Source organism: Leptospira johnsonii (assembly GCF_003112675.1).
GTDB classification, from domain to species: domain Bacteria; phylum Spirochaetota; class Leptospiria; order Leptospirales; family Leptospiraceae; genus Leptospira_B; species Leptospira_B johnsonii.
Genome location: NZ_BFAY01000011.1, coordinates 1,658,412 through 1,674,894 on the forward strand (window position 1 = coordinate 1,658,412; position 16,483 = coordinate 1,674,894).

Annotated in this window: 14 protein-coding genes and 2 tRNA genes; 10 read left to right on the forward strand and 6 right to left on the reverse strand. The window is 41.4% G+C overall.

The features are described from left to right. The first annotated feature begins 38 nt into the window (after positions 1-38). Both LPTSP_RS16615 and LPTSP_RS16620 read left to right on the forward strand, forming a co-directional pair. A complete protein-coding gene (locus tag LPTSP_RS16615) occupies positions 39-2,339 on the forward strand; it encodes a neutral/alkaline non-lysosomal ceramidase N-terminal domain-containing protein (protein ID WP_108929763.1) in 2,301 nt (766 codons plus the stop codon). Between the two features lie 90 nt (positions 2,340-2,429). After that, the gene (locus LPTSP_RS16620) at positions 2,430-2,975 is read left to right on the forward strand and encodes a glutathione peroxidase (RefSeq protein ID WP_108929964.1); all 546 of its coding nucleotides are present in this window, start codon (positions 2,430-2,432) and stop codon (positions 2,973-2,975) included. 89 nt (positions 2,976-3,064) lie between these two features. Here the strand turns inward: LPTSP_RS16620 and LPTSP_RS16625 are convergent, their stop codons facing one another. Beyond that, complete coding sequence (locus tag LPTSP_RS16625; RefSeq protein ID WP_108929764.1) at positions 3,065-3,763, reverse strand: dienelactone hydrolase family protein; 699 nt, start codon at positions 3,761-3,763, stop codon at positions 3,065-3,067. Between the two features lie 121 nt (positions 3,764-3,884). Here LPTSP_RS16625 and LPTSP_RS16630 point away from each other — a divergent pair, with 121 nt between their 5' ends. The 3 genes from LPTSP_RS16630 to LPTSP_RS16640 are packed head-to-tail and all read left to right on the forward strand — an operon-like array spanning position 3,885 to position 9,054. Then, positions 3,885-4,742, forward strand: a complete 858-nt coding sequence (locus LPTSP_RS16630; protein WP_108929965.1) for a ChaN family lipoprotein — start codon at positions 3,885-3,887, stop codon at positions 4,740-4,742. A gap of 48 nt (positions 4,743-4,790) precedes the next feature. Beyond that, complete coding sequence (locus LPTSP_RS16635) at positions 4,791-7,472, forward strand: transglycosylase domain-containing protein (RefSeq protein ID WP_108929765.1); 2,682 nt, start codon at positions 4,791-4,793, stop codon at positions 7,470-7,472. Next, positions 7,462-9,054, forward strand: a complete 1,593-nt coding sequence (locus LPTSP_RS16640) for a hypothetical protein (RefSeq protein ID WP_108929766.1) — start codon at positions 7,462-7,464, stop codon at positions 9,052-9,054. Before LPTSP_RS16635 ends, LPTSP_RS16640 begins: the two co-directional genes overlap by 11 nt. A gap of 79 nt (positions 9,055-9,133) precedes the next feature. On the opposite strand, the gene LPTSP_RS16645 is transcribed toward LPTSP_RS16640, so the two are convergent. The 3 genes from LPTSP_RS16645 to LPTSP_RS16655 form a co-directional block, all read right to left on the reverse strand. Next, positions 9,134-9,613: a DUF4405 domain-containing protein gene (locus tag LPTSP_RS16645; RefSeq protein ID WP_167396450.1), complete on the reverse strand. Its 480-nt coding sequence runs from the start codon at positions 9,611-9,613 to the stop codon at positions 9,134-9,136. Between the two features lie 290 nt (positions 9,614-9,903). After that, positions 9,904-9,985 (reverse strand) — tRNA-Tyr (locus tag LPTSP_RS16650). A gap of 61 nt (positions 9,986-10,046) precedes the next feature. Beyond that, positions 10,047-10,119 (reverse strand) — tRNA-Thr (locus tag LPTSP_RS16655). Positions 10,120-10,206: 87 nt separating this feature from the next. Here LPTSP_RS16655 and LPTSP_RS16660 point away from each other — a divergent pair. From LPTSP_RS16660 to LPTSP_RS16675, 4 genes are all read left to right on the forward strand, one after another. Continuing rightward, positions 10,207-10,590, forward strand: coding sequence for a hypothetical protein (locus tag LPTSP_RS16660; protein WP_108929768.1), 384 nt, complete (start codon positions 10,207-10,209; stop codon positions 10,588-10,590). A gap of 18 nt (positions 10,591-10,608) precedes the next feature. Continuing rightward, positions 10,609-11,433, forward strand: a complete 825-nt coding sequence (locus tag LPTSP_RS16665; protein ID WP_108929769.1) for a transketolase — start codon at positions 10,609-10,611, stop codon at positions 11,431-11,433. A gap of 201 nt (positions 11,434-11,634) precedes the next feature. Then, complete coding sequence (locus LPTSP_RS16670; RefSeq protein WP_167396467.1) at positions 11,635-12,534, forward strand: transglutaminase-like domain-containing protein; 900 nt, start codon at positions 11,635-11,637, stop codon at positions 12,532-12,534. A gap of 90 nt (positions 12,535-12,624) precedes the next feature. Next, positions 12,625-13,584, forward strand: coding sequence for a polyprenyl synthetase family protein (locus LPTSP_RS16675; RefSeq protein ID WP_108929771.1), 960 nt, complete (start codon positions 12,625-12,627; stop codon positions 13,582-13,584). A gap of 62 nt (positions 13,585-13,646) precedes the next feature. Here the strand turns inward: LPTSP_RS16675 and LPTSP_RS16680 are convergent, their stop codons facing one another. Continuing rightward, positions 13,647-14,183, reverse strand: coding sequence for a hypothetical protein (locus tag LPTSP_RS16680; RefSeq protein WP_108929772.1), 537 nt, complete (start codon positions 14,181-14,183; stop codon positions 13,647-13,649). A 233-nt stretch (positions 14,184-14,416) separates the two neighbouring features. Next, complete coding sequence (locus tag LPTSP_RS16685) at positions 14,417-15,166, reverse strand: LIC10920 family plasminogen-binding lipoprotein (RefSeq protein WP_108929966.1); 750 nt, start codon at positions 15,164-15,166, stop codon at positions 14,417-14,419. A 152-nt stretch (positions 15,167-15,318) separates the two neighbouring features. Between LPTSP_RS16685 and LPTSP_RS16690 the strand changes: the two genes are divergently transcribed. Continuing rightward, the gene (locus LPTSP_RS16690) at positions 15,319-16,461 is read left to right on the forward strand and encodes an LBF_2804 family protein (protein ID WP_108929773.1); all 1,143 of its coding nucleotides are present in this window, start codon (positions 15,319-15,321) and stop codon (positions 16,459-16,461) included. The last annotated feature ends 22 nt before the right edge of the window (positions 16,462-16,483 follow it).

Genomic DNA, 16,483 nt, shown 5'->3' on the forward strand with positions numbered 1-16,483 from the left:
TCGGTTACGCCACTTCGTGAACTGTGGAGGCAAGGGAAATGAAAAAGGAATATTCGAAATTTTTGACCTTGGCATTGGCTCTGATCCTCATCCTAACAGGTTGTGATCAGAAATCGGACGACGATAAATTGTTAGAACTGGCCGTTTCTTCTAATGGATCAAAGGAGTCCGGCTCTAATCCCATTTTGAACAGTCTTGCTCTACCTACATCTACTCCTGCGGATGTGTTTTTGGTAGGAGCCGCAAAGGCTGATATTACCGGACCTTTTGTGCAGTCTAGCACCGGGTATAATAGTCCGGGTGACGAGATGTCTGGTTTGGCGATGAGGCTTTATTCCAGAGCATTTGTAATAGAACGTCCCGGCGGAGGGCGAGTGGTTATCGTTACTAACGATATGATCCATATGTACCAAGGTGTGAAGATGGGGGTTGTTAAAAAATTACAGGCCGACGGTTATGGATCTGCGTTTAATAATGATAATATACTTTTATTCGCGACACATACACATTCCGCTCCTTCTAATATTTCTTGGTACACTTTATTCAATCTATTCAACGGAGTGATCGGTTTTGATAAAGTTCATTATAATATAGTAGTGAACGGTATCGCAGATTCTATTAAGGCGGCTTATAATAATAGAAGAGAAGCAAGGATCAAGTTTGTTGCGGGAAATCTTTCCAATTTTGCGAATAATAGATCTTCTGCGGCTTATAACTGGAATTTAGACAAGGCAAACTACCCTACGAATATAAACGAAACAATGAGTTTACTTCGTTTTGAGGGTACGGATGGTTCTCCGATCGGATTGCTAAACTGGTTTGCTGTTCACGGAACTTCTCTCGGAATTACTAATCGTAGGGCTCATGGAGACAATAAGGGTTACGCTTCTTATCTGGTGGAAAACACATTTGGCGGAAACTTCGTGGCTGCATTTCCTCAGGGGCCGATGGGAGATGTGAGTCCGAATACTCCAGATCCTACGGATATCACAAAACCTTTCTTAAGACCGAATGATATAGATCCAAGTCTAGATACATTAGAAAATCCTATCGTTCATGGAACAAAACAAGGTAGTAGGGCATTAGAATTATATAATGCAGCTAGTACGACTCTCACGGGGAATATCGGATACAGACATTCTCACGTAGTTTGGAATAATAAAATTGCTGTAGATCCTTCTTATATCGGGACCTTCTCCATGCCTTGGGATACTGGTACTGGAAATACAACCTGTGTGGCAACGATCGGCGGCGGCTTTTTGGCGGGAGACGAAGAAGGTGCACCTGTTGAGTTTGCAAAAGAAGGTGAGATCCGGAACAATTTCGTTTTTGAGAATGGAGCCTGGGTTAAAAAGAATTATTCTTTGACCAATTTAAGCGGCGCTGCTCAGATCCTGGGCTATCTATGGCCGCTCGCTCAATTGGCATTGGGTTCCACAAAGTATGAGGCATGTGATAAGGAAAAATTCACTCTTCTTCCTGTGGGAGAAGTGGATAATTTCTGGTTCCCGAATCCTCAGGTGCCTTTTGTTCCGGTAGTTCTTCCGTTACAAGTGATTACCATTGGAAACACTGCGATTGTGGCTTCTCCTTTCGAAGTTACTACGAATGCAGGAAGAAGGTTAAAAGCAAAGTTAACGAGTACTCTTGCTCCGGCGGGGATCTCCAACGTGGTTGTAGGAGCGATGGCAAATGCTTACGCTCAGTATCTAACTACTCGAGAAGAATATTCCGCTCAAAACTTCGAAGGTGGTTTTACTGCTTATGGTCCTTGGGCAAACGCAGCATTGATCCAAGAGTTTGATCGGATAGCAAAAGATATAGTAGCAAATCGTTCGACGACAGCCGGGCCGAATCCTCCTGATCTTTCCGGCCAACAGTTTATACAAACTTGGTTATCCCAAAACGGTATAGTGAATGACGGAGGAGATTTTGGAAAAGTTCTGACTGATGCCAATTCTTCCTACAACAGAACTAAGGATACTGTTACAGTCAAATTCCAAGGATCACATCCAAGAGTGGTTCAGGATAAAAAACTAGATGGATCTCTATCTTCTTATTATGATCCGAATACCTACACATATTTGGAAATCCAAAAGAAGAACGGAAGTTCTTGGACGACAGTCGCCAACGATAATAATCCGTATACTGCATATGATTGGGCGAGGACAGGTGGAGATCTTTCTGCAACATCTGAAGTTACGATCACTTGGTTGATACGTAATCAGCAAGCCGGGACTTACAGAGTTGTATACAACGGTTTGGCGAAACAATTCTGGGGAGTTTTCTGGACTTACAAAAAATTCACCGGAACTTCCAAGGAGTTCGTTTTGCAATAAAACGATCTTCTCTTAAAAAACCTGTTTAAGACCGAAAGAAAATCCCGGAAACGGATGGACCTGTTTCCGGGACTCGGGTATGATTCCACTATGGCTTTCAAATCCGTTTTGATCTTACTTTCCTTATTGATCTTTTCTTCTTCTTTATTCGCCGCTCCTAAGGCTGTATATGATTTTACTGTAAAGGATATCAAAGGAAAGGATGTGGTACTTTCCAAATACAAAGGCAAAACCTTACTCATTGTAAACGTAGCTTCTAAATGTGGGTATACCTACCAATATGAGAACTTGGAAAAGGTTTACAAAAAATATAAAGACAAGGGTTTGGAGATCGTAGGCTTTCCTGCGAATAATTTTCTATCCCAAGAACCGGGAAGCAACGAAGAGATAGAACAATTCTGTAGAGTGAAAAAGGGCGCAACCTTCGATATGATGTCCAAAATTTCCGTGAAGGGAGAAGACCAGCATCCTCTATATACCTATCTCACTTCTAGTTCTCCGGACCCAGGAGATGTAAAATGGAATTTCGAAAAATTCCTGATCTCTCCTACAGGTAAGATCGTGGCAAGATTCCGTTCCGGAATAGAACCGGATAGCAAAGAAGTCACGGATGAAATTGAGAAGGTCCTAAAATAGGGGAGCCGCACTCTTTGAGTAATTTTATTGTATGTGATGTAGGAATTCCAACAGCGATCATTGAATTTCCAATCGAGATGTAGGAGTTCCTATACATGTTCTTTCAGAAAAGCTAATGTGATTGCCCACGCTTGAGCGGCAGAAGTTTTATGGTACGCCGCTCTTGCGTCGCAGAAGAACCCGTGCTCTGCCTCTGAAAAAAACAACTCCACGAAATTTTTTCCTGATCTCTTTAACAATTCAGAGATCGCAGCGATATGTGTTTGTTTTACACTTCTGTCCTTTCCTGCCCAAACCAAAAGTAAAGGTGAATTTTGTTTAGGAGAATATTCTTCCGAGGTTTGGACTATTCTAGATCCGTAATACGAAACCGCAGCCTTGAAAGTAAAAAGCGAATTTGCTAAAAAGGAAACCCATCCACCTAAACAATAGCCAATACTAGCAATTCTATCCGAGATACTTTTAGGATTTGATTTGATCCAATCCAAGACAGCATTCAGATCCGATTGCAAATTTTCAGGGGTCAGTTGGCTGAAATGAGGTTTTAATGCCATGAAATCTTCGTAACTTCCAGCAAATCCTGGGGGTGCAGTCCTATAATAAAGTTCTGGAGCGACTGCAATATAACCTTCCTTGGAGAACCGGACTGCGACATCTTTGATATGATCGTTTACTCCAAAAGCCTCTTGTAATACTAAAATACAAGGAGAAGGAGAAGAATCCGGATAAGCCACAAATGTCTGCATTTCTCCATGAGCTGTTTTGATCGTAACGATTTCCGTATTCATTTTCACCTCGTTAAAAACAGGTAGGAAGATCTAATCTATTGTATCTTTGTCGATCGATTTACAACCTTCTAATACCTATTTAAGTTCTTTTCTTTTTTCTTTCGATTTACAAACTAGTTTCATGTCGGTTCGTGTTTTATGCATCCTTCTTCTTTTTCCTTCTTTATTATTCTCTCAAACTTTTAATCCTGAAATCTACGATTCAAAAAGTAAATCCAAGGTGGATCTTTCGTCTATCATCGAGAAGGCGAAGGATGCAGATGTCATCATATTCGGGGAAGAGCATAACGATAAAGTTGGACATGCTTGGAAATTGGAGGCGTTCAAAAAGTTGACCTCTGCATATTCTACCCTCCTTTCCTTAGAGATGCTGGAGAAGGATCAGCAAAGATCTGTGGATGAATATTGCAAAGGAGAGATCACTGAAAGAGGTTTTTTGAATTCGGGAAAATTTTGGCCGAATTACCAAACAGATTATCATCCGATGGTTTCTTTTGCTAAAGAAAAAAATCTGCCAGTGCTTGCGGCTAACGCTCCCAGGAAATATGTGAACCTGGTATCTCATCAAGGTTTGGACTCTTTGTACAAGATCAGATCTCCTTTTCTTCCGCCCAGATATACTTATAATTTATTCAGACAACAAGAATACGAAGAGCTTCTCTCTGCAATGATCGCAGAACATGCACCTACAGGTTTTTCTCCGGACAAACAAAAGTTTATAGATGCCCAATATGTTTGGGACGCTTCTATGGCGGACTCGATTGCGGAGGCACACTTCTTATTAAAAAGAAAGATCGTGCATGTGAACGGAAGATTTCATTCTGATAGAAGTTTAGGGCTGACATATAGGCTGAAACAGATGGGCCTGAATGTTTTGACAGTCAGTATTTTTCCTTCGGAAGAAGGCAAAAGTTTTCAGGAAGAAGATTGGAAATTGGCGGATTTCCTGGTAATCACCGAAAGAAAACCGGTGCCATAAACACTTTCTTGCTTGTAGGGTAAGCGGATCTCTCCGACATTAATAGAGATGTTGGAAACCAAGGTCCGCACTCTTACAGAAACTAAGTTCGAATGCCTTTCTTGCGGAACTGTTTCCAGGCTGCCGGAAGGAGTTCCTACAGGGACTGTTTTTAAACTCACTTGTTATCGTTGCGGGCAGAAAGCATTAGTCAAATACGTATCTTCTCCTCTTGAAACTATAGAAGAAAAACAATCTCCCAAAGAGGAGACGCCGCTACCGCCTGTTGGACCTCCAACATTTCAAGAAAGAGAACGACCTGCCATTCATCCCATTCAAAAAGAAGTTCCGAAGGAATCTCCGCTCGCCGGTATTTTAGAAGGTTTGCAAACCAAATGGCAAAATTGGAAAGAATCCTGGTCTAAAAATCATTCGGAAGATCGTCCTTGGTTCCAAAGAGTCAGGACCGAAACCGAATCTCCTACGGCTTTCCATCGTCCGATCAAAACCTTATCCGAAAGATTATTGGAGAGGGGAAGAAGGTTCCAATTTCCTAAATTCCGCCCGAATATCTGGCTCATTGTTATTCCATTACCTTTAGCATTGGTGTTCCTGATCTTTTTCTGGATGGGAGTCATCCAAAGAGAAGCAGAAGTCCCAGGTCTATTAAGTATTTTTTATATTCATCAACCTACAGTTATTTATGATAGGGATGGCAGAAAAGTTTCCGAAATTTTCGGTAAAAAAACCAGTAATTTAGAATGGGAAGCATATCCTGAGAATTTGAAAAGAATGGTACTACTTGTTGAGGACCGCAGTTTCTTTTCTCATGGTGGAATCCATTATTCTTCAGTGCTTCGTGCATTTTTTGTAAACGTAATTAGTTTTCGGTTTAAACAAGGCGCATCTACCATCACACAACAGTTGGCCCGTATCCTTCTGAACGATCGTGAAAAAAGTTTGGGAAGAAAGTTGAAAGAAGCCCAACTTGCCTATGCTCTCGAATCTTCCTTAGATAAAGAAAAGATCCTATTACATTATATGAATAATGTGTATTTGGGCCATGGAGCATTCGGGTTTGCAAGTGCATCCGAGTTCTATTTTGGGAAAAAACCGAAAGACTTGAATGTGGCAGAGATGATCGTTCTGGCTTCTTTGGCATCTGCTCCTAATCGTTATTCTCCATTAAAAAATCCTGATCTATCTTCCGGAAGGGTCGAGGCTATCCTCCGATCTCTGGAGAATGACGGAGCATTAAAAGAAGATCTAAGGCCTACGATCCAAGAGATCTATCAGGCTTTTAATACTCGTTCTCCGGGAGAGACAGTATATGGAAATCGTAAAGATGATTCTCCTTACGTAACGGAACATGTAAGAAAATTCCTGCAAACGATGTATCCGGATACGAATATCTATGAAAGTGGAGGATTTTCAGTTTATACCACAATTTCTCAGCCTGTTCAGGCGGAATTGCAAAAGGTGATCAAAACACATGTGGAAAATCTTTTAAAGAGCGGACAGGTTAGACGAAACAGGCTCACGGAGAACGGTAAAAATGCGGATGTAAATCCTTTCCGGAATTTAGTGGCGGAACTTTCTCCCGCATTGGAATTATTCATCGACACGGATCGATTTGTGACCGGAGGAGATAGCGGATTGCAGGCTGCAGTCGTAGCAGTGGATCCTCAGACAGGAGATGTTCTTCTTTTACATGGGGGAACGGAATTCAAATCGGATAACCAATTCCCAAGAGCCACCGGAATGTACAGGCAAACAGGATCCACAATCAAACCGATCCTGTATTCGGAAGCGATTGATTCAGGGATCGCAAATCCAGCGACACATATCTTAGATGCACCTTTGATCTATAAAAATTCAGTTTCGAATTGGATGCCTGAAAATATAGGAAATCAATACGACGGAGATATTTCTCTTAGAATAGCGTTAGCAAAATCCAAAAATACTGCGGCAGTCCAGATCGCCGAAAAACTAGGATTAGGCGAGATATCAAGCGCATTCGAAAGATTTTTCTTTCCTGAAGAGAAAGTATTAAAGAATAGATTTAGGCGAGATCTTTCTTTGGCATTAGGCTCCTTGGAGCTTTCTCCCTTAGAAATGGCTTCTGCATATTCTGCATTTGCAAACGACGGAAATATAATTCGACCTCATTTGATCGAAAAAGTGGTAGATAGAGCGGGTAACGTGGTTTACCAAAGAAAGGACCAGGACGAATTCAATTTAAAATGGCCCCAGACTCGAAAAGCGATCACACCGCCTACTGCGGAGATCATGGTGGACCTATTGCATGGAAGCGCAAATCATGCAGGCGTCCGCAACACAGGCTATAGGGGAGAAGTCGCCGGAAAAACCGGGACTACAAACGAGCATAGAGATGCTTGGTTCGTAGGAGTGAGACCTGGAATTTCCATGGCGGTCTGGTTGGGTTACGATTCTCCCGGTTTTGGGATGGGAAGTTCTGCGTTAGGCGGAACAATTGCCGCCCCTCTATGGGGAACAATCGCTAAACTATTCGATTCCGCAGAATCGGGCGATAAAGAAGAAAGAAAAAAATACCAGTACTCCCAAAGAGCGGTGAGTATGGATATCTGTCCTGAATCCGGAAAACTTCCCGGTCCGGATTGTCCTAAGAAGACCAGCGAATTATTTCATCCGGCCCATCTTCCTGCGGAAACCTGTCCTCTGACCCATAAGTCGGATGCAAAACAGGAGCTTTTGAAGAATGTTTTCTAAAAGAAAGATCGGGATCCTTTTCTTTCTGGTATTTTCTCTATTCCCGAGTTTGAGCTTCGGGGTTTCTTACGAAGAAGCTTACGAGTTAGAAAAACTTTCTCCGATATTTGCGATCCCATTATACGAAGAAGTAGTCCGATCTTCCGGCATAGGGGACTTTAAAAAAACTGCGTCTTCCAGGCTTTACTTTCTATACGAAAAATTTAATAAATACATTCCTGCGGTCCAATACCAAACTAGAGCAGGAAGTTTGAAAAATAAAAAGGGAGAATGGTCCTCTCTAGTAAAAACACTTTCGGATGGATTAGGAGTCACACCGTTCTCCTTATTGGCCGTTATAAATTCATGTTCTAAAGAAACTCCAGTTTGGGAAGCACCGGAACCGACAGTGCATCCGGAAACTGGAGAACTGATCCAGCCCACTCCTCCTGATCCTTATAGAGTATTGTCCAAAAAAGAGAATCATTCTTTGATACGTCTTTGTTATTCTTTAAAAATGAAACAAAAGGATTTCGAAGGATGGGATAACGTATTCTTTTATCTTTTCTCCAAAGATGTCCTGACAAAAGATGAGGCGCTTCCGCTTTGGGTGGGATCTTCTATCCAATCCGGAAAGGGAACACCTTACAGAAGAGTGTTTTTCTCCGGAAGATTCAAAGAATTAAGCAACGAATCCAAATCCGATCTATTATTCTTATACGCGAAGTTTCTCAGACATAGTGGAAAATTCGAATCAAGCACCAGATATTTTCTGACAAGCGGGACCTACGCATCTTCCAAAAGAGGAAAATGGGAGACTGCAAAAAATCTTCTGATCATGGATAGAAAGAAAGAAGCCTGCACAATGATCGGAGATTCTTTCAATGCAGGAGACGAGTCCGAAATTTTAATGAAGAAGATTTGCCAGTCTGGTAACTGGGATTGGATTCAAAGTTATTTGCCGGCTCTCAAGATTCTGATGAGAGAAAATCCAGACCCAGTATTTGCATATGCACTCGAAGGCGGCGGTAGAGAAGCGATCGATCTATTCTTAAAACAAGTAGGCGCCAAAATTTCCGACAAAGACGACGACTCGGAAGAAGATTCAGAGTCTGCAGATATTTTAAATAAGCTCATTCCTCCGGAGAACAGAAATAAATTTCCTTTTTGGGATGCTCGTGATAAAGAAGCGGATCTTGTAGTTCCGGACAGAGCAAAATATTTATGTAAGGTGATCCGTAGGCCATTCTTCGGGACTCCTTCCATCCAACCTCAATTCTGCAAGGAAGTCTCTCCAGGAAGTTTGGAAACATTACTTTCTATCGTAGCAGAAGAAGAGGAAGAAGCTAGCTTCGCATTTGCAGATCCTGCTTATCTCCCTCTTTCCGTAAAATGGGTCTGGAAAAACGGAACTGAATCCGAATCGAATGGAGAGCTCGCACAACCAAAAATTTTGGGTCCTTCTTCCGAGCCTGGTCCTTGGAATCTGGAATATATAGTATATCGTAAAATTCTAAATCGTGCTTACGCAGAGATCCGTATAAAGGATAAATACTTTGTGGTTTCGGTAAAACCTTCTTACGTGATTTGGAATAAGAATTAAGAGTCTAGCTCTGCGATGATTACTTTCTGAATGTAAGATCTATAAGTTTTGGTTTATATGTTGAAATTCATGTGCGAGATCACTTCAAAATTAATTCTACTATTTCTTCTGGAGATTTTTTATTTTTGGCGCTGATCTCTTCCAGAGAATCAGAAGGATCATCTATAATAATATTATTCTTCTTCAATATTTCTGCTGCTTTCTGATAGTCTCCGTTCAATAGTTTGAAAGAATCTGATACAGGGGACTTTGCGAATTTTTCCAAAATCTGGTCTTCCAAATTCCCATGTATTTTCCCGCCAACAATAAACGCGACTGAAAGAATAAGGATCGCAATACTCGGAAGAAGAAGTTGCCGCTTCTTCGCGTAATTTTTGATATTACTCCAATTCATTCGTATATGCAAAATCGCAAAAACAACGAAGCTTAGCCCCAAGAACTCATGAACAACTTTCGTATAATCATCCAAGATATGAAAGAACATCAAGACACCCGTGACCCCGACGGTAAGGAAGATAAAAACTAAATAAGGTGTAACGAATTCTTTTTTGATTTTCATGGAGCTACTCTTGTTATACATGAGACCTTGGTTGGGCTGGAGGTTCCAAATAAAGGATTCGCGGAATATTGAGTAAAATTAGAAATGCGGATTCGCCGTTACGCAGTCTCGCATCCTGCTCGACTGGGCTCCACGGCGTCTTTCTTGCGCTCTTCGCCATCCATGGGCTCGAGTCGCATTCATTTACGCTCCCTACGGGTCGCTATGAATGCTCACGGTTGCAAGCTTCGAATCCTTCCGGATCTTCTGGTATATTAGGATTTTGTTTTAAGGGGAAAGAAAGAAATTTTTGGGCAGGGAAGGATTCGAACCTTCGAAGGCTGGGCCAGCAGATTTACAGTCTGCCCTCGTTGACCGCTTGAGTACCTACCCGTTGTTGAAAGCCATTATTTTTGCTCAGGGTGGCCGGTCAATCTTATTCGAAAAATGAACGAGCTGCCTATAGGAATCGAACCCACAACCGGCTGATTACAAATCAGCTGCTCTACCAATTGAGCTAAGGCAGCGTTCAGAGACAGTTTTCGAAACCATTTTGTCGGGTCAATCGATTAAAAAGGATTTTCTCCTGCTTTCGATTATTGTCTTTTGGACAGATGTCTCTTTTTCTGATAAATGCCGGAATGACTCTCTCGATCCTCTTTTTTTATACAGGGTATTGGTTTCGTTTTCGGAACAATCGACTTCATCGGATTTTTAATTCGGGAGGTATTCTTTTCAATCTGGTGACCGCGTTTTATCTGCTCGGTTTAAAGTATTTGGGAGAAGGGATAGAGCAGGCAGGCCTGATTGCCACAGTAGATAAACTGTATATAGATATTCACAGAGCTATTGCGGCATTTACCCTGGTCCTGATGTTACTCATGGGTTGGTCCGGACTAACTAGAAAAAAAGAATTCCATAGGAAGCTTCATTTTATTTTTCTACCATTATACACACTCGTTTATCTCTCGGGACTATTTCTGTTCCGCTCTAATTAATACGGAGCCTTTGCAACCATGGAAGACACCAAAGAAATCAAAATATTCGCTAATAATATCCGCAAAAACGTGATCAAAATGGTCACTGCTGCCAAATCCGGTCACCCGGGAGGGCCTCTGGGACTAGCGGATATTTACGCAGTATTATACAAAAAGGTCCTAAACCATAAACCTTCCGATCCGGATTGGGAAGACAGGGACAGATTGATCCTTTCCAACGGGCATGTATGCGCAGTACGTTATGCTGCTATGGCCCAAGCCGGGTTTTTTCCTGAATCTGAACTTCTTACCTTTCGGAACATAAACTCCAAATTACAGGGACATCCCTCTACCCGTTATTTAAAAGGGATCGAAAGTTCTTCCGGGTCCTTGGGCCAAGGACTTTCCATTTCAGTCGGGATCGCTTTGGGAGCGAGACTCTCTAAAAAAGACTACAAAGTATATGCATGTATTTCTGACGGAGAATGTGGAGAAGGTATGACCTGGGAAGCAGCTCAATCCGCTGCTCATTATAAAACCGATAACTTGATTGCGTTTATGGATAAGAACGGGATACAGATCGATGGATTTACCAAAGACGTAATGAATCTGGAGCCTCTTAACAAAAAGTTTGCTGCATTCGGATGGAATGTATTAGAAGCAGATGGTCATAATATCGAATCCATTATTTCGGCTTTCGAAAAGGCAAAGTCTCATAAAGGCTCTCCTACCATTATCCTTTTTGATACAGTACTAGGAAAAGGTGTCTCCTTCATGGAAAATAATCCAGGATGGCATGGAACTCCTCCAAATGCTGAACAAGAAAAGAAAGCATTGGAAGAATTAGAACAAGTAACCGTTTAATCCTCTTGGGTTAGAAAAAGAAATTTTTCTAACCCGAACATTTCTCTTAACATAACAAAAGTCTCATTCATTTTCCGATCACTTAAACAGGTGCGTTCGAAAAAGATGGAAGACATAGTTTACTTATAGTACTCATCCTTTTTTTATTTAGATCTATCAGATCCGAATTGACTTTCGTTTTTGAAATTAGATTTTATAGATATGCAATCCTCCGATTCTTTCTTCGGTACAGTTCCTTTTCCTCCCGATAAGATCGAGGATAAGTTCTATCAGTTGGAATTTTCTTCTCTTCAAGATAAATCTAGGATCATAAAAGAGATCGCTAGCATGATCCCTTGGCAAGTTAGAGTTCAAGACATTGCAGATGAGCTAAAAGATCCGACTCTCAGAGTGTTTGCACGGTCTGTAAGTGCTGCGGTCCATTCGGAAAGGATCAGTTATCGTTATTCTATCTTAGCTGAGAAGGGTCATCCAAATCATTATGACGATCTTGAAGAAGGTGTGTTTCTACTTTCTTCTGTCATTGATTCGGATCTTTCTTATTTGGAGTTCAGAACGTACCTGGATAAGATAGCGATTCGAGTCGAAGAGTTAGTAGACCTGAACGAGGACCTCGCTTCCGACGAAGTCAAGGTGCATTTTTTAACCAGAGTGCTCTCTCAGGAAGAAGGTTTCGGCGGAAATCACGATCAATACGAGGACCCGAACAATTCTTATCTTCACAAGGTATTCTCTTCTAAAAAAGGGATCCCAATTTCTCTTTCAGTTATCTATCTGTTAGTGGCGCATAGATTACAACTCCCCTTATATGGGGTCAATATGCCTCTGCATTTTCTCTTACATTTCGAATCTTCCGAATTCCAAACGTATATTGATTCTTATCACGGCGGTGTGATGTTGGATCGTTCTACCTGTATTCGTTTTCTAAAAGCGAACGGATTCCAGGCCCATGAAAGATATTTCACTCATGCGAGTAGTTTGACAATTCTCAAAAGAATGTTTCGCAACCTCATTCATATCTACCGCAAAAAAGAGGACAGAGATATGGAAAAGATCCTTTCCCGTCATCTTCTTGCCCTGGACAATAAGTGGAAACCTTGACCATAAATTGGCTCCGAACCTCTCTCCTCGCTTCCTTTACTGCTTGAGCCGAAAATTCGTTTCTAAATACTGTCGTAACAGGAAACCCGCGTGAAAGCAAAAGGATTGAAGGATCTCTTAGTCCGTAAGTTCGATAAAAAACTAAAAGATATCATAGACGAAGATCTACGCATTCTGGCCGAGATCAAAGAATATACGATCCGTTCCGGAGGAAAAAGGATACGTCCTATTCTACATTATTGCCTTTGTAAGATCTTGGGTTATAAGGGAGAAAAATACTCCGACGTAGGTGCGATCGCGGAGCTGATCCATGCGGCAAGCCTTCTTCATGACGATGTGGTGGATGAGGCCCAGACTAGAAGAGGAATGCCAAGTGTTCCTTCCAAATTCGGGAACAAGACTTCTATCCTTGCCGGAGATTATCTTCTCGCCTGCGGGATTGACCATCTAAACAGCTTAGGTTCTCCGGATCTTATGGACTTGTTCACGACTGTGATCAAGGACCTTTCCATCAGCGAACTAATCCAGATGGAATGGGAGAAAAATCCCAAAATTACATTAGATATCTATAATAAAGTAGTCTACGGAAAAACCGCATCATTATTCGGAGCTGTCTCAGAAGCAGCGGGAATATTGGCAGAAGTTCCCAAAAAGACCAGAAAAAAACTCCACGAGTTCGGCATCCGCTTAGGTTCTTTATTCCAAAAGCAGGATGATGCGATCGATTATTTCCAGGCAGGAGACCAAACGGGAAAAATCCCTCTAAAAGATTTCCGCAACGGTTTGTATACATATCCTATCCTGAAGTTGCTGGAAATCGCGGACAAGAACGACAAAAAACTGGCTCATTCTTTATTCGCGAAGGAAGAAAGGAGTTCGGATGACGATTTAGTCATTCTCTCCTTATTAAACAGGTATAATATTCGAAAAAGTTTAAACGAAGAATTCGTTTCCGATGTGGAAGGTCTATTGGGCTTCCTAAAATCCTATCCTGAGTCCAACGAAGGCGCTCTTGTTAAAGAACAATTCCGCAAATTGATGGAAGTGTGATTTCAGGTCTGCTTTATAAAAACTAGACGAAACAAACCCGTTTCGTCTAGTTCGAGAAATTATTATTTTTTGCCGGTTTTTACTTGTACTTTGGAAACTTCTTCCAAGAATTTTTTAATATTTGCCTTTGCGGAATTTTCGTTTGCCAATCGCATTCTTTTAACCCCGACTAAAGCGTCGCTCATTGTAGCTTCTCCGGATTCGTCTACTAAAAGCTCTTGGATTACCTGAGTTCCTTTTGACAGAGTGTATTTGATTTTCGTTTTTACTGTGAAAGTTGTCCCGAAGTAAGGTCGATCCACATCTACAATCTCAATTTTAAGATGCCAATTGTTCCCGAATTGTTCTTCGAGGGTTTCGAAAAGGCCGGCAGCTGCTACAGATTCTTTTACTGCAGCAGTAAATTCTTCGTCCGATATTTTTGACATCCAAAAAGGTAAAGTAGTACTTCCGCCTACGGATTCGTTGATATAGATTTTATCTCCGACTTTTTTGGGAGCTTTAAAGTCTGTAACTCTCATTCCTTCTCTGGTAGCAGGGAAAGCACAGTTAAACATTACTAACGCCGAAGCGATTAGGAAAGCGGTTTTACGATTCATTTTTGTCCTTATTGAGGGTGATTAAGAGTAGTATGATTTTCTAAAGCGCATAACGGTCAAATTCGTTTTGGACTAAAAGGGCGAATTGATTTATAAAAAAATAAATTAATCGAGTTTTGTTCTTCATTTTTATCCCATTCAGGATATTTCTTTAGCGCAATTGAAAATGAAATGTACATAAAAAAGCCGTAGTAAAATTACTACGGCTTTTTTCATCCGATCTAAACTTTCGATTATTGGCCGGTAGTTGAGGAAGACCCGGAAGGGATCGCGTTACTTGTGCAGTTGATATCACCTTTGATAGAAACAGTAGGACCGCTGGCAGTATTCGTATTATAACATTTTAAACCGTCTTGGGTATAACACATACTGGAAGAAGTTGCAGAAGTACAGTTGATGAAGTCTGTAGTATAACATTGGGTCAAAGCAAGACCTGCAGATCCGGTTGTTACTTTGTTCCCGACTAAATCCAAGGTAACTGTCAAATAGGAAAGAGCCTGAGTGCTAGACGTTCCAGTATCCACAGGAACTCCGCTTCCTCCCCAGAAAATTTTTCCGTAGTTTGCTACCACAGGTGAGATTCCCAAAGCAGGCAGACCGGAGAAGGAGAATCCTTGTTGAGCGTCCACAGTCCCTTGGTTTTGAGTCGCATCGTAAACGAATTTCAAGGTTACGAATGCTCCTGTAGTAAAATACATCCTGGAATTGATTGTAAATAAATTCGTAGTGGAACCTGTGCCTGTCGTAGTTCCTGTAGTAGTCCCGCTGCTGGAACTGGAATAAGGAGCTGCAGTCCCACAATTGGAGGTCTTGTCCTTATCGATCTCTCCCTGGATAGGGAAGGTGGAGCCGTCGGTTCCGGTAACTGTTAGATCAACTTTATTAGTATCACCCGTATTGCAAGACACAAGCACCGCGACCGAGGCGATTAGGCCGACAAATGCAGGGAATAATTTGGAAATAAACGGTTTTGAGAACGCCATAATTCTAATATCTATCTTCGGAAAATCATGGTCAAGAATGAAATCTTGGGAACGAAAACTCGACCAATTGGACATGAGACCCGGAAAACTCCCCGGAAGGTTCCGCCATTGAGTTGACTTGACTCCGATTTTGATATCCGATCGTCCTTCTGATGAATGTAAGGGCCGAATCTTATTCAGATTATAAACCAGGTGTTTTGGAAAAATGGGGCATCCAAGTTCTCCGGAATTATGTCAATGGGGAGAAGGAAGAAGAAAAAATACTGGGACCAAGCCCTGACTTCTTTCCTAAAAGCACTAGGGTCATTTGGTGGTCCTCCTTCTTAGGATTGCAGATCGGATTTTGGACTACTTATTTTATTATCTTAGTAGAGAAACTTTTTCCGGAATCTCCTGAAGTATTCTCCCCTGAGTTTATAGAAAAATGGAGTTATGCGGGAGGAGCGCTCGCCATCGGGACCATAGTAGAATTTTACCTACTCTATAAATTAGGATTATGGGCCGCATATAAACTTACAAAACTTTCAGGGATCCAATTAGAAGAAGATCCCGACCTTGTAACCGGGAACGCAAATCTACTTTCCAGAATGGCCTTAGAAATTCCGGATCCCGATCTAAAACTATTAGGAATAGATCCGTTACGACTAACGGACAAAAGAAGTTTGCTTATAAGAACATTCTTTTATAAGACAAAAGTTTTACTTTCTAACCTGCTCGCAAAGATTGTCCTCCGAAAAATTTTAGCAAGAAACTCTCTAAGAGTGTATGCGGACTATATTGCCGCTCCAATCACAGCGATCTGGGACGGAGTGGTCATGTATTTGATCTTAAAAGAACTTAGGATCAGGCTACTTTCCAGGATCATAGCAAGAGAAGTCACGGACGAAATATTAAAGAATACGGATAGACTCAGTAAAGAAGCAAAGGTAGCCTTCTTGGCCGCGATAGGAAACTCGGTCGTATTCACACAAGGATTCCATCCCAATTTGGAATACATGCTTATCAAGATGCATAAAGGATTCGGTTTGAATTTTTACAATGGATCCTTGGATGATCTGGATACGTTCGGAAGTTTGGTTTCCCAATTATCTAAGGAAGAAAGGAAGGCTTGTCTAAGATTATTATGTATTGCATGTTCCTTCGACGGAAAACTTTCTTCTTTCGAAACAAAACATATCAAACGGATTTTGGGTGAAGAAGCAAAAGAGAATTTGGACTCTATTCGAATTCTTTCCGAGTACATCCGAAAAGGAAATTTAGAAGCTTGCAGAGAAAGGAGTCGCCTATTTTCCTAGAAGACGGACTAGGCAAATCGTT